This window comes from Marinifilum fragile JCM 15579 (assembly GCF_001310955.1).
Taxonomy (GTDB): Bacteria; Bacteroidota; Bacteroidia; order Bacteroidales; family Marinifilaceae; genus Marinifilum; species Marinifilum fragile.
Map to the genome: position 1 here is coordinate 127,796 of NZ_BAZX01000006.1, position 21,453 is coordinate 149,248.

Sequence of the window (21,453 nt, forward strand, 5' to 3'; positions counted from 1 at the left end):
AATTAGAATTATAAAATCATTCTTAGGAAATTAACGAAGCAAAGCAACATTGCCTTTCTTTAGCATTTTTTTACCATCAAGATAAGTTACTTCTAACACATAAATGTATACGTCAATATCTTGTAACTCCCCTTTGTATGATCCATCCCAACCTATATTAACACTATTGGTTTCGAATATTTTTTGTCCCAAACGATTGTATATTACCAGGGTTGCCTCTTTGATATCTTTGCCGTAAATGAATAACTTATCATTATGACCATCGCCATTTGGCGAGAATGCTTTTGGTAGACCTACAAATGGATAATCTTCCAGAAATTCTATAGCTATTGTATCTTGTGCTGCACAGTTGTGTTCATTTCTAACTTCTACCCAGTATTCTCCTGGTTTGTTAATCGATATTTTTTGTGTAATCTCACCAGTTGACCATGTGTAAAAGCAATTTGGTATGCCAGCATCCAAATCTATTCCTTTATCAGGATATGAAATCAAATCCTGTCCCAAATCCACTACAGGAACTTCCTTAGTTGTTATTTCGATACAATCAGATTCTGTATTGCCATTCGCATCAGTAACTTCCAGACAAAATTGCCCCTGCTTCTTTAGGTAAGTTTCAGGTGCGTCACAATTTATTCCACTCCAACGATAAGTTAGAGGGGGAGCTGGATTTCCTTCAAGATTTACAGTGACAAATGTTGAATCGCCTTCGCAAATGCTTTGGTCTTCGCCAAGAAAAACACCAAACTTTTGGCCATGTTTATAATCGATAAATAATGTATCTTTATTTGAACATCCATACTGATTAGAAACCTCTACAACAAATATTCCTCCTGTGTTGGCTACTATTGTTTGGCCTGTTTCTCCATTGCTCCATATATAACTGGATCCAGGATTTTTTGCATCCAAAGTGGCAGTTTCGCTTCCCAAAGAACCAAATCAGGACCTAAATCTACAATTGGGTTAGGGTGATATTGAATAAAAGTACTTGCTGTTTTTTCAAAACCATCAGGATCTGTTACAGTAACTGAATAATTTCCACTCGTTTCAATTGTTATTTCAGATTTATTAGCTCCCGTACTCCATTTGTATCGATATTCCTGCTCCATAGACAAGCTTGGACTAAGCAACATCTTTTCATTGCCACACAGGTGAATAATTTCAGGTAATTCAATCGTAAAAATCTCATCTTGAAGTTTAGCTGTAAACTCTTTAGTACTAGAACAGCCATATTCTGAGGTTTTGGTAACCGAATATTTCCCACTTTCAGAAAGGACAATTGAACTATTGGTGGAACCATCGGACCATAGGTAAGTGCAATTTTCTTCATAAATATCAATTTTATGCTCTTGATTTTGAAGTACCACCAAATCATCAATAAGTATTTGGGGAGAGTTTTGAACTTTAACTTCTACCGATGCACTTATTTTTTGTTGGTCAGTTAAATCGGTAACAATCAATTTATATATGCCCGGTTCGCTAACATGGATGGATTTACTTGTTTCTCCATTGTCCCATTGAAAAGAATAATTAGAAGGTAAATCCATTTCTGGATTCAATTCGCAGGATTCTCCTAGACAAATGTTTTTGGTTTCACCCAAATCAACCTTAAAACTGCTTACAAATTCAATGCCTGCATAAACAGTGTCGCTGTTACAACCCATAATATCTGTTTCAATTAATTTGAGAATGCCTGTGCCTTCATTTTTAGGCCATTCTATTCTTAAATTAATATCTTTTGAATCGGTTTTAACGTTAGTGTTATTCTCTTGTAATATTGCTCCTTCGGGTAATATAACTTGGTATGCAGAGTTTTTACCAATCCGTGCGCTATAATTCAAGGTTGAACCAGTTTTTACTTTTGGAAAGTAATCATTGAATTCTGGGCCTGGTAAAGGTAATATTTGAATTGTGGCAGAGCGGGAATCTTCAGGAATATTCAGAGGGGTTAAATCTTCTAACCAGGCTTCTCTTAATTCTATAGTGTAATCTTGAATCGTACCACTTAAGTTTCTTAGCGATAGGGAAAAATCATATTCAGAAAACTCAATTGCTTTGTTACCATTAAGAATTATTGCAGGACTATTGTTTATTGAGTAACTGGCAAACCACTTTTTAGCCTTAGGTCCTTCAATTGAAAGATTTATTTCTTGTGTAGGCAGAACTTTTCCATTGGTTGCTGAGCAGTACAAGGCTTCATAGTTAGCTATAATTCTAACCGCATCAAGGGTTTCGTTATTACCACTGTTCTGGGCAAGTACAAAAAATGGCAAAATTAACGCAACAAAGATGATCGAAATCTTAGAAGAGAAATAGAATAATATGTGGCGTAAATTTGCCATAGGCAATAAATTTTTCTCAAAATCAAGAAAAGTTTTCTTTAAGTTTTTCGATATAAATATACTTCAAAATTATCAATCTATGAATTTTAATCAATAATTTCAACTTATTCGTCAGTAAAAATAAAGTCTTAGTCCGTAAAGAATATTGAGGTGAGTTAAATAGAAGTCAATGGTTGATTGCAAAAAAATACAATGTGTAACATCGGTTACAATTTATTTTTGTTGGAGCATCTACATTTGCAATAGAAAATCAATAAAAATCGGTTTCACAATGGAGAATCAATATTTTAATACCACAGATAGTTTGCTTGATATTTGTACCAAATATCCTGAAACAGTGAAAATTTTTGTTTCGAACGGATTCAAGCAATTAGAGGATGAAAAGAAAAGAGCTCTTTTAGGAAAATCTCTTTCTTTGGAGATGGCTTTGAAGATGAAAAAACTGAATGTGGATACTTTTTCTGCTTTGCTAGTGGAAGGTATTGATTCTGTTCGTGGGCAGGTTGATGGTGATTTAAACCAGAAGACAAAAGAGAAAAAAGAAGATTCGGTTCATGTTCAAGGTTTGTTGCCTTGTCCGGTTCGAGTTCCTTTAGTAGAAGGCATCGATTCTTTTATTACTGATTACGAGAAGAAATACAAGAATGAAATTGTGTATGATTTAAAGGCTGCTTCAATGGGATTGGATTGGTTAATTGATGATGTAATCAACAAGGAGAATACCGATAATTTAGCAGATATCTTTATTTCGGCAGGATTTGATTTATTCTTCGATGAGAAATTGATGGGTAAATTTAAAAAACAAGGTGTATTTAAAGATAGTACTGGTTTTGAACGATTGAATAAAGATTTCGACAATGAAGAGATTTGCTTGAAAGATCCGGAAGGACACTACTCAATGATTGGAGTTGTGCCTGCAGTATTTTTGGTGAACACAGCAGAATTGGGTGACAGACCTGTACCTCGCACTTGGGCAGATATCTTTAAGCCAGAATTCAAAAGAAGTGTAAGTTTACCAATTAGTGATTTCGATTTGTTCAACTCGATGTTGTTGCATATCTACAAGGCTTATGGCGAAGAAGGTGTACGAGGTCTTGGAGCTTGTTTACTGGAGAGTATGCACCCATCACAAATGGTAAAATCACATACCAAAAAGAGCGAAAAACCTGCGGTAACCATTATGCCATATTTCTTTACCAAGATGGTAAAACAAGGTGGTCCAATGATTGCAGTTTGGCCTGAAGATGGTGCCATTATTAGCCCAATATTCATGCTAACGAAGAAAAATCGTTTGGAAAAAACTCAACCAGTTATTGACTTCTTTGCTTCGGAGGGTGTTGGAGAGATTCTTTCTCACCAGGGATTGTTCCCAAGTATCAATCCAAATGTTGACAATAGACTACCGGAAGAAAACAAATTTATGTGGTTGGGTTGGGATTACATCAATAACAATGACATTGGATTTTTAATTAAGAAGTGTGAAACGATTTTCAACAACTCTATTCGAGATGAATCGTTTAAGAATTTGGGGCCATTGTCTTATACACCTAGCAACTAAATAGAAATTTTAATTTATCATTCAGACTTTAAACAACACAACATATGAACTTAGTTACAGTATCAGGACCTCCTTCATCAGGAAAAACAGCAGTGATTCTTAAAACCATTGACTCTTTCCAGAAACGTGGTTTGGAAGTAGGAGTAGTAAAATTCGATTGCCTTTATACCGATGATGATATTTTATATGAGAAGGCAGGTGTTAAAGTAAAGAAAGGATTGTCTGGATCTCTTTGCCCTGATCATTATTTCGTAAGTAATATCGAGGAAGTTACCCAGTGGGGAATTAAAGAATGTTTGGATATTTTAATTACCGAAAGTGCTGGTTTGTGTAACCGTTGTTCGCCTTATGTGAAAAGTGTGACTGCAGTTTGTGTAATCGATAATTTGAGTGGTATCAATACGCCAAAGAAAATTGGACCAATGTTGAAATCTGCCGATATCGTTATTATTACAAAGGGTGATATTGTTTCGCAGGCCGAACGTGAGTTTTTGCATCGAGAGTTAATACTGTAAATCCAGGAGCAAGCATTATGCACGTAAACGGATTAACTGGCCAGGGAGCATACGAATTAAGTACTTTGTTATATGACGAAAAAGTGGAGGTGAAAACATTGGTTGGTGAAAAACTTCGATTCTCAATGCCTTCGGCTCTTTGTTCATACTGTTTGGGTGAAACCAGAATTGGTGAGAGTTACCAAATGGGTAATGTTCGAAAAATCGACATGGAAGACAAAAAAGGAAAAAAGTAAAAGGAGAAAGAAACCAGATCAAATCAATTGCCATCAGCTTTAGCTGATGGATAAAAACAGACACAATGATTACAACACAAGATATACAACAACAAACAATTGCCGAGTTATTTGAGCAGTATCCTTTTCTTCCTGGATTTTTTGAAGAAAATACCTTGGATGTTGATGGACAAATCAATGAAAAATTGGGTGATTTTCTGAACTTTCTTGATGATGAGGAGGAAAAAGAAAACCGTGCAATGGATAAGATTCAGGTAATGGAATCTATGGTCGAATACATTACACAAATGTTGGCTTTCCTTGGCGAAGATGAGGATGAGGGAGTGAATAGCATTACACTTTTGCCTGGAACCAATAAATCAGGTGAGAAGGAACAATTTGAAGAGTTGACCATTAATAAAAGTGAGATTGTTTGTATTGTAGGTCCAACAGGTGCGGGTAAAAGTCGATTGTTGGCCGATATTGAATGGGTAGCACAAAATGATACGCCAACATCCAGAACCATTTTGGTAAATGGTGAAAAAGGCGATAAAAAATGGCGTGTGACTTCAGGGCATAAATTGGTTGCTCAATTATCTCAGAACATGAACTTTGTAATGGACCTTTCGGTTTATGAGTTTATAGAGTTACATGCACAGAGCCGTTTGGTTGAAGATGTTGAAGGTATAATCAACAAGATATTTGAACAAGCTAATAACTTGGCAGGAGAGAAATTTAGTTTGGATACTCCAATAACCAGTTTAAGTGGAGGACAATCGAGAGCCTTAATGATTGCAGATACCGCCATTCTAAGTAAGTCACCAATTATTTTGATTGATGAGATTGAAAATGCAGGTATCGATCGCAAGAAAGCATTGGAACTGTTGGTAGGCGAAGAGAAAATTGTACTAATGGCGACTCACGATCCTATTTTGGCACTAATGGGAGATAGAAGAATTGTAATCAAGAACGGTGGGATCCATAAGGTGATAGAAACCAGTGGCGATGAGCAAAATCTACTTTCAGAATTAGAACGTATGGATAATGTAATTCAGAACATGAGAACTCGTCTTCGTCACGGTGAAATTATTCGCCAGGAGGACATAGGTTTTTAACAATTAGTAATTATCAATTAAGAATTAACAATAGAAAATAATTATACTGGTTTTTGGCATTGCATACGAATGACCATTGACTAGGAACTAACTAATCAGGAGGAAATAATTATGCATGACGGATGCGCAGGAAGCTTTGAGAACGGAAAACAGGTAGTTGATAAAATTAGAATGATGGGTTTTGCACAGCAATTGATGCCAATGCCTATGGATATTGAATGTCATGGTTGTAAGGAAACTTTTACCATGGAAGAATTCGAAGGACATTGCCCTAAATGCGATATGGTACATGGTGTAACACCTTGTCATGCTTTTGATCCTAATAACATTATGGCTGCCGGTATAGGTTATTAATATTTATGGAGAACTATATTCCCACGGGTTTTATCCCGTGGTGGATTTGACCCAACAGAATTTCTTGTTGGGATTTTTTGTGCCAAATAAATTTGTAATTTAGGTCTCATTATTCACAAATAATTCTAAAAAAAATGAACCTTAATTTAGTTGATCAACTTACATTATTGGCATTGGATGATGAGAAAGGTAGCTTTATTGCAGACAGTTTTTCTTTTGCATATGGTTTGGCTGGAGCGATTATTCTGGAACTTTCTTTACAGGAAAGAATCATCGTGGAAGGGAAGAAACTAAAGGTTAGGTCAGAAGTGAATTGTGGAGATGCCTTGCTGGATCATTTCCTGGATAAGATTAGTAGTTCCAAAAAGGAGAGATCCATTCAAACTTGGGTTGAAACCATTGGAGAGAAATATACTTACACCAAAGAAGAAACAGTTGAGAAATTAATAAAGGAAGGCATTCTAAGAAGAGAAGAAAAAAAGATTTTATGGATTTTTTCTGTAGATAAATTTCCAACTGAAAATGCAAAACCTGAAAATTTGCTCAGAAAACGCTTGAATGATATCCTTATCAACGATTGTGAGGTTGATATGAATGAAATCATGTTGATCAGTCTGATTGACATGTGTGAGTTAAACAATGAGGTTTATGGCAAGGAGAGAGCCAAAGAGCTCAAGAAAAAAATAAAAGGAATTATAGAAAAAGGACAGTTTAGCTCTTCAATAGGAAAGGCAGTAAAAGAAATACATGAAACATTAATGGCAGTAATGGTGATCATAATGGCCAGTACCGTTATTACTACTACCACAACATCATAAAACATTGTACATTTCATACTGGTTTTACTTTTCAATATCATACTTAATGATTTCAAACAATTATAATTCAATTATCTTCGCTTATAAAAACAGTTCATGAAACCAGTACTCATTGTATTGTCTGACTTGTGGGGTAGGGAAAAGTCGGATTGGATTCAATTTTATACCAAACCGTTATCTTCAATTTATACAGTAAAATTCTACGATTCATGTGAATTGGGAGGAGTAGATAAAAGTGCTTATCAGGAAAGTAAGCTTCATGAACAGTTTGTGAATGGTGGAATTTCCAGAGCAGTTGAGAATTTAAAGACTGAAGGCCATAAAACTGTAGATATACTTGCTTTTAGTGTTGGAGGAGTTATTGGTTGGAAGGCTGCTTTAAATGAAATGAATGTTCGTGCGTTTTTTGCACTTTCTTCAACCAGACTCCGTAATGAAATTCAAAAACCCAATTGTTATATTCGATTGTTTTATGGAGAGAAGGATAGATATCAACCGGATTCAGATTGGTTTGAACAATTAGAACTGAAAAATAAAATCATTCCCAATGCATCGCATGAAATGTATCGTGATGAAAATGTAGCCAGATTCATTTGTCAGGAAATTTTAGCTACTAGAAAAGTGTGGGATAAATAAGTTTGTTTAAGCTAGCATTTTTTAATAATTACGTTCCTCTTCCTATCTTCACAATTCAAATTAAAAATGAAATATGAATAAAGATCAGATCATAAATCAAACCGTAGAGTTTGTTAAGCAAACATTGGCCAATGCCGAAGGAGGCCACGATTGGTGGCACATTTACAGGGTATGGAAAACGGCTAAGCATTTGGCGCAAGACGAAAAAGTTGATCTGTTTGTGGTTGAATTGGGTGCATTGCTGCATGATATTGCTGATTCAAAATTCCACAATGGCGATGAGAGCGTTGGACCGAAAAAGGCAAGAGAATTTTTAGTTTCTCAGCAGGTTGATGAGGATGTAATTGTACATGTGGAGCAGATCATCAGCAATATTTCATTTAAAGGAGGAAAAGAGGCTCAAAAGTTCAAATCACCAGAGTTGGATGTGATACAAGATGCAGATCGTATGGATGCAATCGGAGCAATAGGCATTGCACGCACCTTTAATTATGGCGGCCACAAAAACAGGGAAATTTACAATCCGGAAATTGAACCTAATCTAAATATGACAAAGGAGGAGTACAAAAATTCAACGGCTCCAACCATCAATCACTTCTACGAAAAACTGTTGCTTTTAAAAGACAGAATGAACACCAAAGCCGGTAAAACCATGGCGGAACAACGCCATCAGTTTATGGAGCAATATTTAGATCAGTTTTATAGAGAGTGGGAAGGAGAATTTTAGAATCTGTTAATAATTTTTGTAGAGGCGGCATTTATGCTGCCTCTAATTGTATATAGCTGGTAGAATTATATAGAAGTACAGAAAATAAATTACGCAATGTATTTCTTTGTTTATATTTTATTGTTTTGTAGATTCAGGGACTAAAACTTAACCGGACAGTATTTTAAATTGTCGATATTCTGTATGTTCCATTAAGGAGGATAAGTGCTGTAATAATGCGAAAAAAGAAAAAAATAGAAATATTAAAAGAGTCATTTGGAGAGTTGAAAAATGATCCATTCTATTTTGATTCGATTAAAAGTTATTTTAAAAATAAGAGTAATACTGACTCGTTTCATATTTTATCTGATAAGACCTGTAATGATCTGGATTTTGAAGAGCTATTCATGTTTCTGGATCGGACAAATTCGAAAGTTGGGCAACAGTATTTGTACAATAAATTAAGAACAATTCCTGCAAAATCGGAAGGCGTTGAGTTTAAAGAGAATTTGATTGAAAAGCTTTTGCAAGATGAAAAGCTTAGACTTAATACTCAGTTGCAACTTGATAAACTCAACAAGGAGGATGCCTATTATATTGCATCTTTATTTCAAGGAGAATATGAGAAGGCGCCCAAGTGGTTTTTTGTTATTCGTTTGTTGTCATTTACGAGTTTGTTATCCTTATTATTGCTTCCTATTAATGCGAAAATGTTCTTTGTGTTTTTTGGAACTTTCATTGTCAACATAGGATTTCATTATTGGAACAAAAGGAATTTATACAAATATCTGGGTTCTATTCCGCAACTCTTAAAAATGAATGGTATTGCTGCTAACTTGTTTAAAGTAGCGGAATTCAAACCAATTAATCCTGATCTTAACAGTTCAATCCAAATTATAAAGCAGGTTCGAAACAGAATGTCCTTCTTTCGATTAGAAGCCAACCTGCAAAGTGAATTTGAAGCCATATTTTGGGGAATCCTCGAACTGTTTAAAATCGCTTTTCTTCTTGAACCATTGTTACTGTTTGGTATCTTAAAAAGATTAGATACCAAGAGAAAGGAAATTGAAAGTGTATACTGTTTTATCGGAGAAATAGATGCTCTGATTTCTATTGCCTCATTGCGTAAAGGATCAGATCTTTATTGTACACCTACAATTGACAAGTCTAAAATCAGAGCCGAAAAGGTTTATCATCCATTAATACCCAATTGCATTTCCAATACCATTGAGGTGAATGAGAAATCCATTTTATTGACAGGTTCAAATATGTCTGGCAAAACATCATTCATAAGAACCATTGGCTTGAATATGATTTGTGGACTGACCATTAACACTTGTTTTGCAGAATCGATGACTTTTCCGCGTTTGCGAATTTACTCTGCCATCAGAATCAATGATGACCTAATAAATGACAGGAGTTATTATTTTGAAGAAGTTTTGACCATTAAGGAGATGATTGACAATGCTTCTAATGGCAAAGTAAATTTGTTTTTGTTAGATGAAATTTTCAAAGGAACCAATACTGTTGAAAGAATATCAGCTGGAAAAGCTGTTCTTTCAGCTCTGGGTAAAAACAAGAATTTTGTATTTGTTTCTACTCATGATATTGAACTTACAGATCTTTTGTCGGATGAATATGAATTGTATCACTTTAGTGAAGTTGTAAACGAGAATAAGGTAGACTTTGATTACAAGTTGAAACCCGGAAAACTGAAGAATAGAAATGCAATTCGAATACTTGAGATTAATGAATACCCTGACGATGTTATAGATGAAGCAATTGCCATTTCAAAAAGTCTAGATCAATTAACAATAGAAAATAAACATACGGTATCATGAAAAACAAACTAATCATCTCACCCTTATTTATAGCATTGGGGATTTTGTCGAAACTATTAGTAAAAGAGGGATACATCCTCATTGAAGAGGAAATTATGAACTTTTTGGCAGGCTTCTTTTTAGGAATAGGAATTGGATTTTTGATAGAAAGCATATGGACCAGGTTTGGCAAGAAGAAAGAAGCATAAAATAAGAACGAGGCAATTTCGTCTCGCTTTTTTATGATTTGAATATTACTGTCAACTAAGCTATATTTGAAAGGAAAGCAATTGATTATCCCAAAAATTCCAAAACACCACACCACTAAATTGAACCTTAAACTAAATTGTCATGTTTAAAACAAAACGATTAAGCTGCCTTCTGTTATTGGTATTTTGCCTTAGCAGTATCTTGGTTAAAGCCCAAGGATTAAGCTCATCTCAAATTGATTCCCTTGCCAATAAAACATTAGAATCCTTTCCAATGGCTGGATTTGCCGTATCGGTGGTGCACAATGGGCAAGTAGTTCACGCCAAAGGTTATGGCCTAAGATCCATTGAAAGTAAACAAGCTGTGGATGAAAATACTTTGTTTGCTATAGCTTCCAACAGCAAATCCTTTACGGCTGCTGCTTTGGCCATATTGGTTGATGAGGGGAAATTGTCATGGAAGGATAAGGTGGTGAAACACATTCCTGAGTTTACCATGTACAACTCCTATGTGCGAGATAATTTTACTGTGGAAGACTTGTTGTGCCACCGTAGCGGACTGGGATTGGGCGCGGGTGACTTGATGATTTTCCCTGATGGCAGCGATTTCACCATTGATGATATCCTGAATAGTTTTCAGCATCAAACACCAGTTTCGGACTTTCGTACCAAGTACGATTACGACAATTTGTTGTACATCGTAGCGGGAGAAATCATCCATAGATTGAGTGGCATGAGCTGGGCAGAATTTGTAGAGGAGAAAATTATGAAACCACTGCAAATGAATGCTTCTGCAGGATCGTTCAAGAGAATTAAGAACAAGGATAATGTAGCATTGCCACATTCATCGGAGTATGGTGAGTTGGAAATTGTGGATGCCTACACCAATCCATTAATGGATGCTGCAGGTGGCATTTACGCTAGTGTGAGTGATTTGAATAAATGGTTGATGATGCATTTGAATGGCGGAAAGTATGGCGAGGATGAACACTTGTTCTCGCAGCAGAATCAAAATAACATGTGGAGAGCTCACACCATGCTTCAGTTTTCGGCGAAAGGAAATGGCAAATACGAGAACCATTACAAAGCCTATGGTTTAGGTTGGGTGATCGAGGATTATAAAGGGTATACCATCATCAGTCATACCGGGGGATTGCCAGGCATGCTTTCTAAAACCGTATTGATTCCTGAACTGAATGTGGGGATTGCGGTTTTAACCAACACCCTGCCTGGTGGGTATGCCTACTACATGATGCCGCAAGCCATTATCGATTCGTATATCGAAGCCAAACCAACCGACTGGAATGCCTTTGCAGCAGAGCGTCTTAAAGGAACGCAAAACAAGGTAGATTCAGTTGTGAATGCAGTTTGGAATACCGTTGATCTTGCAAATGAAATAGAGATAAATAAGGAAGACTACATTGGTTCGTATTGTGACAAGTGGTTTGGGAAAATGGAAGTGTACGAGAAGGATGGTGAATTGTGGATGCGCTCCTTGCGATCGCCAAAATTAACTGGTAAGATGCATTATTACAAGGCCAATAGCTTTGCGGTAAAATGGGCTTATCGCGATATGAATTGCGATGCTTTTGCCATGTTTGCCCTGGATGAGGAAGGAAAGGCGCAAGCTCTTAAAATGAAAGGAATCTCTCCCAATATCGATTTCAGTTTCGACTTTCAGGATTTGAATTTGAAGCGGGTAGAGGAGTAAAGGATAAAGGATAAAGGATAAAGTTGCAGTCATCCCGAGGAAACGAGGGATCTCTTTACAATATTAAAAGGCCTAGAGCCAAGGAAAAAGGGACAAGTAACAAGGTAGGAAAAGCTTCCACCAATCAGCATTTATTTGCAGCAGCCAAAGTCCCCCTTTTAGGGGGGTAAGCCTAAACTAAGCCAATATGATTGACTATATAGACATTGAACCACAAGAAATCTCTTTGATTAAAGAAGTTTGGATATGCAATAAAGAATTTCATGAAGAGATTGATGAGAACTTTACCTCTCAGTATGCAAGTTTGGATTTTGAGACACGAATGAATGCCATTGTTGAGAGTGGAAAGAACTTGAAAATAAGCATTGCAAAAAAGAACAATCGCATTTGCGCATATTGTATCTCGAGTATTGAAAATTGCAAGGGAGAAATAGAATCTCTGCATGTGTTGGAAAGTGAAAGAGGAAATGGAATCGGAAAAAAACTAACCCAGATGCACTTGGAGTGGCTAAAATCAAAGAAGTGTAAAGAAATAGGCTTGTATGTTGCTTCGTGCAACGAGAATACAATTGCCTTTTACAAAGAACTTGGTTTGTTACCCAACCTTACCTACATGCAATTAAAGGATTGCTGATGAACCTTATTGACATGTCTGGCATCTTCGAGATGCTACATGTTCGTGAAAATATAGAGCCGCATAATGTTGCGGCTTTTTTTATTATTGAATGATTGGCTTACTTTCAATGGAATTGTAAACTGCATTTGCATGTCAAGCATCTCGAAGATGCTTGACATGTTTGTGACATAAGAAAACAATATGCGCTTAATGGTGTTTTGATTTAAAGCGGTAAATATCTGTAAATTAAAAAGTGAGAAGGTTTTGATCAAGCTTACTTCTTTCGTAAATTATAGATTCGAAAAATCACTTTAAAATAAAATATCATGGAAAATCATACAGGAAACACAGGCAAATGTCCGGTAACCGGAGCTGTAGGGAAGCACAGTCATGCAGGAGGAGGACCCAAAAATCGAGATTGGTGGCCCAATCAATTAAAGCTCAACATTCTTCGTCAACATTCATCCTTGTCGAATCCTATGGGCGAGAAGTTCGATTATGCCGAAGCCTTTAAAAGTTTGGATTACAAAGCGCTTAAAAATGATCTTTATGAATTGATGACGGATTCGCAAGAGTGGTGGCCTGCCGATTTTGGACATTACGGACCTTTGTTTATCCGCATGGCATGGCACAGTGCAGGAACCTATCGCATTGGCGATGGAAGGGGAGGTGCTGGCGCCGGACAACAACGATTTGCGCCTTTAAACAGTTGGCCAGACAATGCCAATCTCGATAAGGCCCGTCGATTGCTTTGGCCTGTGAAGCAAAAGTATGGCAATAAAATATCATGGGCCGATTTGATGATTCTGGCAGGAAATGTAGCATTGGAATCCATGGGCTTTAAAACTTTTGGATTTGGAGGTGGTCGTGCCGATGTTTGGGAACCCGAAGAGGATGTGTATTGGGGATCGGAATCTGAATGGTTGGAAAATGACAAGCGCGATTTAGACCTGGAAAAACTGGATAATCCGCTTGCGGCAATTCAAATGGGACTGATCTATGTAAATCCAGAAGGTCCGGATGGAAATCCCGATCCTCTTGCTGCGGCAAAAGACATTCGTGAAACATTCGCTCGAATGGCCATGAACGATGAAGAAACAGTAGCCTTAATTGCAGGTGGACATACCTTTGGGAAGTGCCATGGAGCGGCAGATGCTGAGCACGTAGGGCCAGAACCCGAGGCTGCCTCGATGGAGGAACAGGGTTTGGGATGGAAAAGCTCTTATGCAAGCGGAAAAGGAGGCGACACCATAACCTCAGGCCTGGAAGTAATATGGACACAAACCCCGGCAAAATGGAGCTATTATTTCTTTAAGAATTTGTTTGAGTATGAATGGGAGCTTAGTAAAAGTCCAGCCGGAGCACATCAATGGGTGGCAAAAAATGCCAAGGAAGAAATGCCAGATCCTCATGATCCTTCAAAGAAACGCAAGCCTACCATGTTGACTACCGATTTGTCCTTGCGTTTCGATCCTGCTTACGAAAAAATATCACGACGTTTTTATGAGCGTCCGCTCGAATTTGCCGATGCCTTTGCACGGGCATGGTTCAAGTTGACCCATCGCGATATGGGACCGAAAAGCCTTTATATGGGGCCCGAAGTGCCTGCCGAAGATCTGATTTGGCAAGATCCGATTCCAGCTTTAAATCATGAGCTGATTGATGAGAATGATATTGCAGACTTAAAATCAAAGGTCCTGGCATCGGGTTTAAGTGTTTCGCAAATGGTTTCAACAGCCTGGGCTTCGGCTTCTACTTTCCGAGGTTCCGATAAAAGAGGGGGAGCCAATGGTGCCCGCATTCGTTTGGCACCGCAAAAAGATTGGGAAGTCAATCAGCCCAAGCAATTGCAAAAAGTGCTGAAAACTTATGAGACAATTCAGGAAGAATTCAATGCCTCACAATCGGGAAATAATAAGCTCTCGATGGCCGACCTTATTGTGTTGGCAGGTTGTGCAGGAGTGGAGAAAGCGGCAAAAAATGCCGGAGTTGATCTTGTGGTTCCCTTTGCTCCTGGACGTATGGATGCTTCGCAGGAACAAACCGATGTTGAATCCTTTGCCGTTTTGGAACCCATTGCCGATGCTTTCCGAAATTACCAGAAAAAGAAATATGCCGTATCTACCGAAGACTTGTTGATTGACCGGGCCCAGCTGCTTACATTAACAGCACCCGAAATGACCGTGCTTGTGGGTGGTTTGCGTGTGCTCAATGTCAATTACAATGGGGAGAAACACGGTGTGTTTACCGATAGACAGGAGGTGTTAAGCAATGATTTCTTTGTGAATTTATTGGATATGAATTTGGCATGGACAGCAAAGAATGAGCACTTTGAGGCTCTCGATCGCAAAAGTGGAGCAGTAAAATATACGGCTACACGTGCCGATTTGGTGTTTGGATCGAACTCGGAGCTAAGGGCAATCGCCGAGGTGTATGGCAGTGCCGATGCTCATGAAAAGTTTGTTTGCGATTTCGCTTCAGCCTGGAATAAGGTAATGAACCTGGATCGATTTGATTTGAAATAGAAGGAGCGTTCAGCAATTATGCAGCGGCCAAAGTCCCCCCTTTCAGGGGGGATTTAAGGAGGTGTTAAGCCAAGCATCAACGAACTTGAAAATAATAAAATGCATGCACATGTCTGGTTTCTTTAAGATGCTTGGCATGTTAAAAGTAAAGAGCCGCAACATTTTGCGGCTCTAATTGTAATAGAAATAAAATGAAGACTTATTCCAAACATATAATTCTATTTATTCCTGTTCTTCAGTAACAGGCTCTTCAGCTGTATTTCTGGTTGATCTTGCACGGGCTTTGGTATTCACATCATCAATGTACGTAGCAATAATCTTGTAAGTGCCAGCATAAGTATCAGGTTTTGCCTTTGCCATTATACTTAAATAAGGTACAAGCTCTTCGTTAATGGTTTCGCGAACCTTTTTTTGTTGAAGCGATGCAGCAATGCTTGCCTCTTTGTCCGACTTGGCTTCTTTGCTTTTGCGATAGGTTTCCAACAAATTGGCATTCGATTCCTTTGCCAAATCTAAAGCCTCTTTTGCACCTATTAACAAATCAATTAAAGCTTTGTTTTCAGGTTTATCGAGTTCAACAAATAAGGAATTGGCCGAGGCAATTTGTTCCTCATAACCCAAACGGTACATCTGTAAGTCATTGGCAGCAATATGTTTCCAAACTATTTTTGCGGCAACTGCTTTTGATTCTTCACGCATGTACTTGTTCGATTCAACAAAGTTTTTAAAACAGATGATGTCCCTATCGAAAATGGCATCTCGTTCCGATAACTCCTCTGTATAATCACCACTTCGGATCAAACCTAGAGAATTTTGCAGAACCTCTTTGTCTTTTCGCAACTTCGCTATAATCTCAGTAAAGTATACATCAGCACTCCAGTCGGTTTTGTCAATTTCGAATAGAATGTTTTCGGCCATGTTATCCACTTGTTTTGCCGAATAAGAACTTAAAATTTTTTCTTCCATTGTTTTGTGATTTGGTTTATTGTTTATTACGATGTTGAATTTAGAAAAATGTTTGTGAAGTATATGCAAGAAAAATGTTAAAAATTTATATTAATAAACTAAAATCGATATTTCTTGATGCTTTTGTACTTAAATATTAATTTAGTTGGTTTTATTTGTTGAAAAACAAAATAGTATGATTTTATGGTGTAACAATAATATTTGCACGAATGTAAATCAATTAAAGCGAGTAACGGCAGGGGTTTTCAGTGGACGGACTCCCGATATTTTATAAGTAGAAGCTGGTTTTGCAAATATGCTCAAGATGATATGTAAAGTTTAATTCGAGTCAAAAAAGATCTCACGACGATTTGTAAACCTGAATTTGAGACAAAAAAGAGCTCTCGACAAAATGTAAAAGCAGTTTTGGCGTAAAAAAATGCTCTCGAAGAAATGTAAAGCCAAATTTGCCACAAAAAAGAACTCTCGACGACCTGTAAAGCAGAATTTGAGACAAAAATGAGCTCTCGATGATTTGTAAAGCCAGTTTTGGCACAAAAATGAACTCTCGACAATATGTAATGCAGTATGAAAATCGAAAAAAGAACGATTACTTGCTGTAGTAGTAAGATTAAAAGAGGAATTTATCTTTTATTTCGTTAAGCTATTAATGCCTGTAAATTAACCATAGGAATTCTTTGTTGAGGGATTATTGTTTTGTATTTTCATTGGCGGAAAACAAATTAGTGCATTTTAAAATACGTAGTGGCTTGATAGTGAATTGCCTTGAAATCCTGCACTACGCATATTCGAGCCTTTGTAGGACATATATAAACAAACTAATCATTAGAAAATGAAAAATATGCATTGGATGTCAATATTAGGATTAATTCTCTTTTTAGCAGGTACATTATTTTCATTTTTGGGAACAAATGAAAGCGATAAAATGACTACAAAATCACTTTCAGATGACATTAAGAAAAAAAATGATAAAATTGATAGCTTGATTAGTAAAATTGAGGAAAAGGATCAAGAAATAAATAACCTTAAACAATGGAACAATAAAATTTCTGTAAAATTATTAGAACAAATTAAAGATAGAATCAATCCTCTTTTCAATACAATAATAAAATGTTCCAAGCTTGAAAAAATAGATTTAGATAATGTTGACAATAAATTGATGAGAAATTATTGTACAAATTGCAATATTAATAGTGTGACTGGAACTAAAAAAATCTTAAGCTATTCCCCACTAAAACTTGGAGATATTACGGTTAGAGAATCAATATTAAATGACTGGAAAATTCTTGCCGAAAAGTTAGATGAAATAAATTATGCAACCACATACATTCATCCGCAAGCGTATGAATTATCATTTAGAATTCGGAAATGCACATTAGCTTTAACTATAGGTCAATTAGGAGTCCCAATAAAGAACACAACATTAGAAGCATGGAGTAATGATTTTTATGAGCTTCTTATGTTATATCGAGAATTGAAAACAACCATTGAAACACTTCAAAGTGAAGATATGAAAATTGAAAGTGCCCTATACAAAAGCTAAAACTTAGGGTGGTGATACCCAACAAGAGAATCTAACAAAAATAATAAAGATAATGAGGTTTTGATAAAGCGGAGGTTTTATATCGCCTTCAAAATTTAACAAAACCGTTAGCGTGCATACTCAATGAAGGCAAAACAATACATATTTATTTTATTCTTCTTGTTGTTAAATAGTAAAAGTGTTTTTGGAACTATTCAGATTCCTGACTATTTAATTTATAAGGGTGATACTCTGCAAATTCAATCAAGTCCATTAGAGGAATATTTTGAAAATCATATTCGACCTGAAAGTGTATTTGAAGAACTTGGAATACATTCAACAGCTTGTGGAAGAGGCTATATTGCTTATTGGGAACTTAGAAATGACAGCTTATTTTTAAATAGGTTGGAAGGTGATACTATCGATATCAAATTGTCATTAATATTTACAGACAGAGAGGTTGGAAAAGAAGTATTCGCAGACTGGTATAATCAATCCGCTTTTAATCAATATGGAAAAAACTTGTTTGGTTATATTTCTTTTTTTGAATATGAAAGAGAATTCGTTTTTAGACAAGGCATACTATCTCAAATTAAAACGTATGATAATACAAGATCAAGAAAATCAGAGTTTACAAAGAATCCCAAATTATTGAAAGAACATATTGCAAAAAATATTGATTATTCAAATATTGCTCACCCCCAAAAAAAAACCAAGGTTTTCGTTCAGATTATAAAAGTTAATGAAATAGGTAAAATTGACAGTGTGAGTATTTTAAGAGGATCTGACTCGCAAAGAAATAAAGAAGCATTACGAGTTGTCAAAAGTATTCCTGATTGGGACGTTTTATACAGACGAGGGAAAATATTTAATATGAGGTGGACCATTCCTGTAATTTTTGGGAATAATGAATAGAAGCTTACAACGCGCTAACAAAAGCTAAGGTTCAAGGGGGGGTAACGCTCAAATTGATAATTTCAAAAACAATTAACGAAAGAAGTGTTTAATAAGGTGGTGGATGTATATCGTGCTCAAATTTTAGCAAGACCGCTGGCAGTAATGAAAAGAGACAGAAACAACTATAAAAGATCAAAAACACTATATGACGAACTTAGATAAAATAAATAAAAATTTCCCTGAGGATAGTAGTGAAGAATTAAAGGAACTTAATGTGAATTACCGAATTAAAAAAGAGCATCTGACCAGTAAGTGGGCTGGTGGAACAACTACCGAATTGTATATTTTTCCTGAAGACTCTCAATATAAAAATGGAGATTTCCTTTTCAGGATATCAAGCGCGACGGTAGAAATCGAAGAATCAACCTTTACACCATTGCAGGGAGTTGAACGAATCCTTATGGTACTTGATGGCCAAATACAACTGGAGCATGAACATCATCACAGCAAGCTTTTAGCACCTTTGGATACGGATCATTTTCAGGGTGAATGGACAAGCTTTTCGAAAGGAAAATGTACCGACTTTAATCTGATGTGTAAATCGGACACCAAAGGCCAAGTAAAAGGTTTTAATGTTCTGGAAAATACCGAACAAAAAATTGATATGGATGGTAAAATGAATTTCATTTTTCTTTATAAAGGATTAATTGAAATTAACGGGGCCGGACTGTGCGAAGGTGATTTGCTCATTGTAGAATCACCATCCTTAAATAATACACTTAAAGCTTTGCAGCAAAGTAAATTTGTGGTGGTTAATATCACAGAGCTAAAATTAAGCGTTTAAAGCCGATGCTTTATAAATGATCTTGCAGGTGTGCGATTAATGTCATTCGGTTAAGGGTGAATCCTTTCGATAAACATTGCCAAAATTACCCCAAACCCCTAAAGGGGCTTGCCCAACGCGCTGTTCCCTTTAGGGAATAAAAGGGTGAGGGGGGCTAAATCTGCTATCTTAATGACATTAGGTGCGAGATTCAATCGGGTTCTATTTTTTGAACAGAATCACACGAGAGGACTCGTGCGGTAGCATTAGGGAATGCATTTTATATACAAGTTGGCTTAATTGAGATAAACAGACTACAACAAATGAATAATCAGGTAATAAATAACTTATACGAACTTTGGGAACAAATTGGCAATATCACCAACAGGATTTCAAAAACAAACAGTTATACCGTAGTTTCGATGGGTGATTCGGATTGGCCGAACAGAATTTTTAATTTGGAAAATAATGCTGAAACTTTAAGCAAAATTGTACAATTAAGTAGGAAAGAAAACGCCCCTGAGATGATAACAATTCCAAAACCAAATGACTTAAGTGGAAATCCCAATCTGGAATTTGTGATGGCGCAAAAAAACATGGCTCTTGATTTAAAATTATTCTCAAGTACTACAACTACAAATCCTAACATCAAACAAGTAGTAACAGAAGAGAATGCCATAAGCTTTGCGGAAACAGCATCAAAATCTTTTGGATATAAAGTGGACGATCGAGTAATCAATGAAATCCTTAAAAACTCTAAGAACATTAGATTATTTACATATCAAGAAAATAATGAGAGTTTGGGCTGTGGAATTGTATTTTTTGATTCTCGTAATAATGCAGGATTACACATGATTGGAACACTTCCGAAAGGCAGAGGAAAAGGAGTTGGGAAAAATATGACAGAGCATTTATTAATGGAAGCGAAAGAAAATAATGCGAAAATTTGTGTTCTTCATGCTTCAAAAATGGGAGAGCCAATCTATACAAAATTGGGCTTCAAAACATATGGAGAACTTGAAACTTATAGAATATTGAAGGAAGGAAATAACTAAAGCTAACACCCTTGCTGGTTCGAGATTCAATCGCGTTCCTTTTTTTGAACAAAACCACACGAGAGGACTTGTGCGGTAGCCTTGGGGAATACATTTTATATACAAGTTGGAAGCAATATAAAAATCACAGATCATGAAAGTAACACTAATAAGCATTCCGGTGCAAGATCAAGAAAAAGCCTTACAATTCTATACAGAGAAATTAGGCTTCCTAAAAAAGAAAGATGAGCCATTAGGAGGTGGTAATCGATGGCTGACCTTGGTTTCTAAGGATTGGCAGGATGGACCAGAACTCTTATTGGAACCAGCTCCTAATCATTTTGAACCTTCCAAGGTATATCAGGATGCATTAATGGAAGCAGGGATTCCCTGGACGCAATTTGACGTTGAGGATGTATCTTTCGAATATGAGCGATTGACGAAACTTGGCGTTGAATTCAGTATGAAACCTACTGAAATGGGAAATGTAAAACTTGCAGTCTTTAATGACACCTGTGGCAATCATATTCAATTGGTGGAAGAGTTGTAAAAAATGTTACTGTGTGATTCTATCGTGTTTCATTGTTAAGATAGGAGCACATGAGAGAATTGGTGCGGTAGTGAGGGGAATTAGACATTATAGAATTAACTGACAGAATATCAAAAGAAATTATTGAAAATGTCTGTAATTGATTTCGTCATAATAATAGTAGGATTTGCTGCCATTCTAGGCTGCATTTTTCAATACCGAAAAGCTGTGTTTCTCGGAATCACAGATGAAGAAATTGAATTTACATGGAAATTGAATAGAATTTCATTAGATAGAGAATCAATTGATGAAATAATTATATCAACTATTCAAGGTAAGTTTATTGCTTACTATATAATTACCGATCGGCATAAATTAAAGATTGAAGGTGATCAAATTTCTGAAGAAGAAATAAAAAGTTTTTCAATAAAGAATGACATTACTTTGAAACAAGAAGAAGCGTGGCATGGAGGCGGAATTCGAACTATTTATGAATCTAAAGAAAAGAAATAAAACCCATACTAATGTGCAACACTAGAAGGACA

Annotated in this window: 22 protein-coding genes; 19 read left to right on the forward strand and 3 right to left on the reverse strand. The window is 36.4% G+C overall.

What is annotated here, in order from left to right; genetic code table 11:
- Positions 1-30: 30 nt before the first annotated feature.
- Both JCM15579_RS07245 and JCM15579_RS07250 read right to left on the reverse strand, forming a co-directional pair.
- Positions 31-906 carry a T9SS type B sorting domain-containing protein gene (locus tag JCM15579_RS07245; protein WP_054717864.1) on the reverse strand — a complete coding sequence of 292 codons (876 nt, stop codon included), beginning with the start codon at positions 904-906 and terminating at the stop codon, positions 31-33.
- The gene (locus tag JCM15579_RS07250; protein WP_054717867.1) at positions 843-2,339 is read right to left on the reverse strand and encodes a hypothetical protein; all 1,497 of its coding nucleotides are present in this window, start codon (positions 2,337-2,339) and stop codon (positions 843-845) included. The genes JCM15579_RS07245 and JCM15579_RS07250 overlap by 64 nt, the downstream gene beginning before the upstream one ends.
- A 271-nt stretch (positions 2,340-2,610) precedes the next feature.
- On the opposite strand from JCM15579_RS07250, the gene JCM15579_RS07255 reads away from it, so the two are divergent.
- The 13 genes from JCM15579_RS07255 to katG all read left to right on the forward strand — a co-directional run bounded on the left by JCM15579_RS07255 (position 2,611) and on the right by katG (position 15,137).
- Complete coding sequence (locus tag JCM15579_RS07255; RefSeq protein ID WP_054717976.1) at positions 2,611-3,897, forward strand: ABC transporter substrate-binding protein; 1,287 nt, start codon at positions 2,611-2,613, stop codon at positions 3,895-3,897.
- Positions 3,898-3,941: 44 nt separating this feature from the next.
- Positions 3,942-4,412: a GTP-binding protein gene (locus JCM15579_RS07260; protein WP_218186093.1), complete on the forward strand. Its 471-nt coding sequence runs from the start codon at positions 3,942-3,944 to the stop codon at positions 4,410-4,412.
- Between the two features lie 17 nt (positions 4,413-4,429).
- Positions 4,430-4,648, forward strand: coding sequence for a hypothetical protein (locus JCM15579_RS20715; protein ID WP_218186094.1), 219 nt, complete (start codon positions 4,430-4,432; stop codon positions 4,646-4,648).
- A 65-nt stretch (positions 4,649-4,713) separates the two neighbouring features.
- Positions 4,714-5,742, forward strand: a complete 1,029-nt coding sequence (locus JCM15579_RS07265; protein WP_054717870.1) for an ATP-binding cassette domain-containing protein — start codon at positions 4,714-4,716, stop codon at positions 5,740-5,742.
- Positions 5,743-5,853: 111 nt separating this feature from the next.
- A complete protein-coding gene (locus JCM15579_RS07270; protein WP_054717872.1) occupies positions 5,854-6,096 on the forward strand; it encodes a hypothetical protein in 243 nt (80 codons plus the stop codon).
- 134 nt (positions 6,097-6,230) lie between these two features.
- On the forward strand, positions 6,231-6,914 hold the full coding sequence (locus JCM15579_RS07275; RefSeq protein ID WP_054717876.1) for a GOLPH3/VPS74 family protein: 684 nt from the start codon (positions 6,231-6,233) through the stop codon (positions 6,912-6,914).
- A gap of 96 nt (positions 6,915-7,010) precedes the next feature.
- On the forward strand, positions 7,011-7,550 hold the full coding sequence (locus JCM15579_RS07280) for an alpha/beta fold hydrolase (protein WP_054717877.1): 540 nt from the start codon (positions 7,011-7,013) through the stop codon (positions 7,548-7,550).
- A gap of 73 nt (positions 7,551-7,623) precedes the next feature.
- Positions 7,624-8,277 (forward strand): HD domain-containing protein, encoded by a 654-nt coding sequence (locus JCM15579_RS07285; RefSeq protein ID WP_054717888.1) that lies wholly within the window; start codon positions 7,624-7,626, stop codon positions 8,275-8,277.
- Positions 8,278-8,492: 215 nt separating this feature from the next.
- Positions 8,493-10,097: a MutS-related protein gene (locus tag JCM15579_RS07290; RefSeq protein ID WP_054717891.1), complete on the forward strand. Its 1,605-nt coding sequence runs from the start codon at positions 8,493-8,495 to the stop codon at positions 10,095-10,097.
- Entirely contained in the window at positions 10,094-10,285 is a 192-nt protein-coding gene (locus JCM15579_RS07295) for a hypothetical protein (protein WP_054717894.1), read from the forward strand. Before JCM15579_RS07290 ends, JCM15579_RS07295 begins: the two co-directional genes overlap by 4 nt.
- Before the next feature lie 142 nt (positions 10,286-10,427).
- A complete protein-coding gene (locus JCM15579_RS07300; RefSeq protein WP_054717900.1) occupies positions 10,428-11,996 on the forward strand; it encodes a serine hydrolase in 1,569 nt (522 codons plus the stop codon).
- A gap of 187 nt (positions 11,997-12,183) precedes the next feature.
- Positions 12,184-12,630, forward strand: a complete 447-nt coding sequence (locus tag JCM15579_RS07305) for a GNAT family N-acetyltransferase (protein ID WP_054717903.1) — start codon at positions 12,184-12,186, stop codon at positions 12,628-12,630.
- Positions 12,631-12,938: 308 nt separating this feature from the next.
- A complete protein-coding gene (gene katG / locus JCM15579_RS07310) occupies positions 12,939-15,137 on the forward strand; it encodes a catalase/peroxidase HPI (RefSeq protein ID WP_054717906.1) in 2,199 nt (732 codons plus the stop codon).
- 222 nt (positions 15,138-15,359) lie between these two features.
- Here the strand turns inward: katG and JCM15579_RS07315 are convergent, their stop codons facing one another.
- Entirely contained in the window at positions 15,360-16,103 is a 744-nt protein-coding gene (locus JCM15579_RS07315) for a DUF6261 family protein (protein ID WP_054717908.1), read from the reverse strand.
- 850 nt (positions 16,104-16,953) lie between these two features.
- Here JCM15579_RS07315 and JCM15579_RS07320 point away from each other — a divergent pair.
- From JCM15579_RS07320 to JCM15579_RS07345, 6 genes are all read left to right on the forward strand, one after another.
- Positions 16,954-17,646, forward strand: coding sequence for a hypothetical protein (locus tag JCM15579_RS07320; protein ID WP_157471379.1), 693 nt, complete (start codon positions 16,954-16,956; stop codon positions 17,644-17,646).
- A gap of 123 nt (positions 17,647-17,769) precedes the next feature.
- Complete coding sequence (locus JCM15579_RS07325; RefSeq protein ID WP_054717915.1) at positions 17,770-18,540, forward strand: energy transducer TonB family protein; 771 nt, start codon at positions 17,770-17,772, stop codon at positions 18,538-18,540.
- Positions 18,541-18,727: 187 nt separating this feature from the next.
- Entirely contained in the window at positions 18,728-19,366 is a 639-nt protein-coding gene (locus tag JCM15579_RS07330; RefSeq protein ID WP_054717918.1) for a HutD/Ves family protein, read from the forward strand.
- 302 nt (positions 19,367-19,668) lie between these two features.
- The gene (locus JCM15579_RS07335; protein WP_054717921.1) at positions 19,669-20,400 is read left to right on the forward strand and encodes a GNAT family N-acetyltransferase; all 732 of its coding nucleotides are present in this window, start codon (positions 19,669-19,671) and stop codon (positions 20,398-20,400) included.
- Between the two features lie 133 nt (positions 20,401-20,533).
- Positions 20,534-20,929: a VOC family protein gene (locus JCM15579_RS07340; protein WP_157471380.1), complete on the forward strand. Its 396-nt coding sequence runs from the start codon at positions 20,534-20,536 to the stop codon at positions 20,927-20,929.
- 129 nt (positions 20,930-21,058) lie between these two features.
- On the forward strand, positions 21,059-21,421 hold the full coding sequence (locus JCM15579_RS07345) for a hypothetical protein (protein WP_054717927.1): 363 nt from the start codon (positions 21,059-21,061) through the stop codon (positions 21,419-21,421).
- Positions 21,422-21,453 lie beyond the last annotated feature (32 nt).

Excerpts from the sequence above, each read along its gene's own strand:
- JCM15579_RS07250 (WP_054717867.1), bottom strand. The coding sequence starts at position 2,339 with ATGGCAAATTTACGCCACATATTATTCTATTTCTCTTCTAAGATTTCG.
- JCM15579_RS07255 (WP_054717976.1), top strand. The coding sequence starts at position 2,611 with ATGGAGAATCAATATTTTAATACCACAGATAGTTTGCTTGATATTTGT.
- JCM15579_RS07260 (WP_218186093.1), top strand. The coding sequence starts at position 3,942 with ATGAACTTAGTTACAGTATCAGGACCTCCTTCATCAGGAAAAACAGCA.
- JCM15579_RS20715 (WP_218186094.1), top strand. The coding sequence starts at position 4,430 with ATGCACGTAAACGGATTAACTGGCCAGGGAGCATACGAATTAAGTACT.
- JCM15579_RS07265 (WP_054717870.1), top strand. The coding sequence starts at position 4,714 with ATGATTACAACACAAGATATACAACAACAAACAATTGCCGAGTTATTT.
- JCM15579_RS07270 (WP_054717872.1), top strand. The coding sequence starts at position 5,854 with ATGCATGACGGATGCGCAGGAAGCTTTGAGAACGGAAAACAGGTAGTT.
- JCM15579_RS07275 (WP_054717876.1), top strand. The coding sequence starts at position 6,231 with ATGAACCTTAATTTAGTTGATCAACTTACATTATTGGCATTGGATGAT.
- JCM15579_RS07280 (WP_054717877.1), top strand. The coding sequence starts at position 7,011 with ATGAAACCAGTACTCATTGTATTGTCTGACTTGTGGGGTAGGGAAAAG.
- JCM15579_RS07285 (WP_054717888.1), top strand. The coding sequence starts at position 7,624 with ATGAATAAAGATCAGATCATAAATCAAACCGTAGAGTTTGTTAAGCAA.
- JCM15579_RS07290 (WP_054717891.1), top strand. The coding sequence starts at position 8,493 with ATGCGAAAAAAGAAAAAAATAGAAATATTAAAAGAGTCATTTGGAGAG.
- JCM15579_RS07295 (WP_054717894.1), top strand. The coding sequence starts at position 10,094 with ATGAAAAACAAACTAATCATCTCACCCTTATTTATAGCATTGGGGATT.
- JCM15579_RS07300 (WP_054717900.1), top strand. The coding sequence starts at position 10,428 with ATGTTTAAAACAAAACGATTAAGCTGCCTTCTGTTATTGGTATTTTGC.
- JCM15579_RS07305 (WP_054717903.1), top strand. The coding sequence starts at position 12,184 with ATGATTGACTATATAGACATTGAACCACAAGAAATCTCTTTGATTAAA.
- katG (WP_054717906.1), top strand. The coding sequence starts at position 12,939 with ATGGAAAATCATACAGGAAACACAGGCAAATGTCCGGTAACCGGAGCT.
- JCM15579_RS07315 (WP_054717908.1), bottom strand. The coding sequence starts at position 16,103 with ATGGAAGAAAAAATTTTAAGTTCTTATTCGGCAAAACAAGTGGATAAC.
- JCM15579_RS07320 (WP_157471379.1), top strand. The coding sequence starts at position 16,954 with ATGTCAATATTAGGATTAATTCTCTTTTTAGCAGGTACATTATTTTCA.
- JCM15579_RS07325 (WP_054717915.1), top strand. The coding sequence starts at position 17,770 with ATGAAGGCAAAACAATACATATTTATTTTATTCTTCTTGTTGTTAAAT.
- JCM15579_RS07330 (WP_054717918.1), top strand. The coding sequence starts at position 18,728 with ATGACGAACTTAGATAAAATAAATAAAAATTTCCCTGAGGATAGTAGT.
- JCM15579_RS07335 (WP_054717921.1), top strand. The coding sequence starts at position 19,669 with ATGAATAATCAGGTAATAAATAACTTATACGAACTTTGGGAACAAATT.
- JCM15579_RS07340 (WP_157471380.1), top strand. The coding sequence starts at position 20,534 with ATGAAAGTAACACTAATAAGCATTCCGGTGCAAGATCAAGAAAAAGCC.
- JCM15579_RS07345 (WP_054717927.1), top strand. The coding sequence starts at position 21,059 with ATGTCTGTAATTGATTTCGTCATAATAATAGTAGGATTTGCTGCCATT.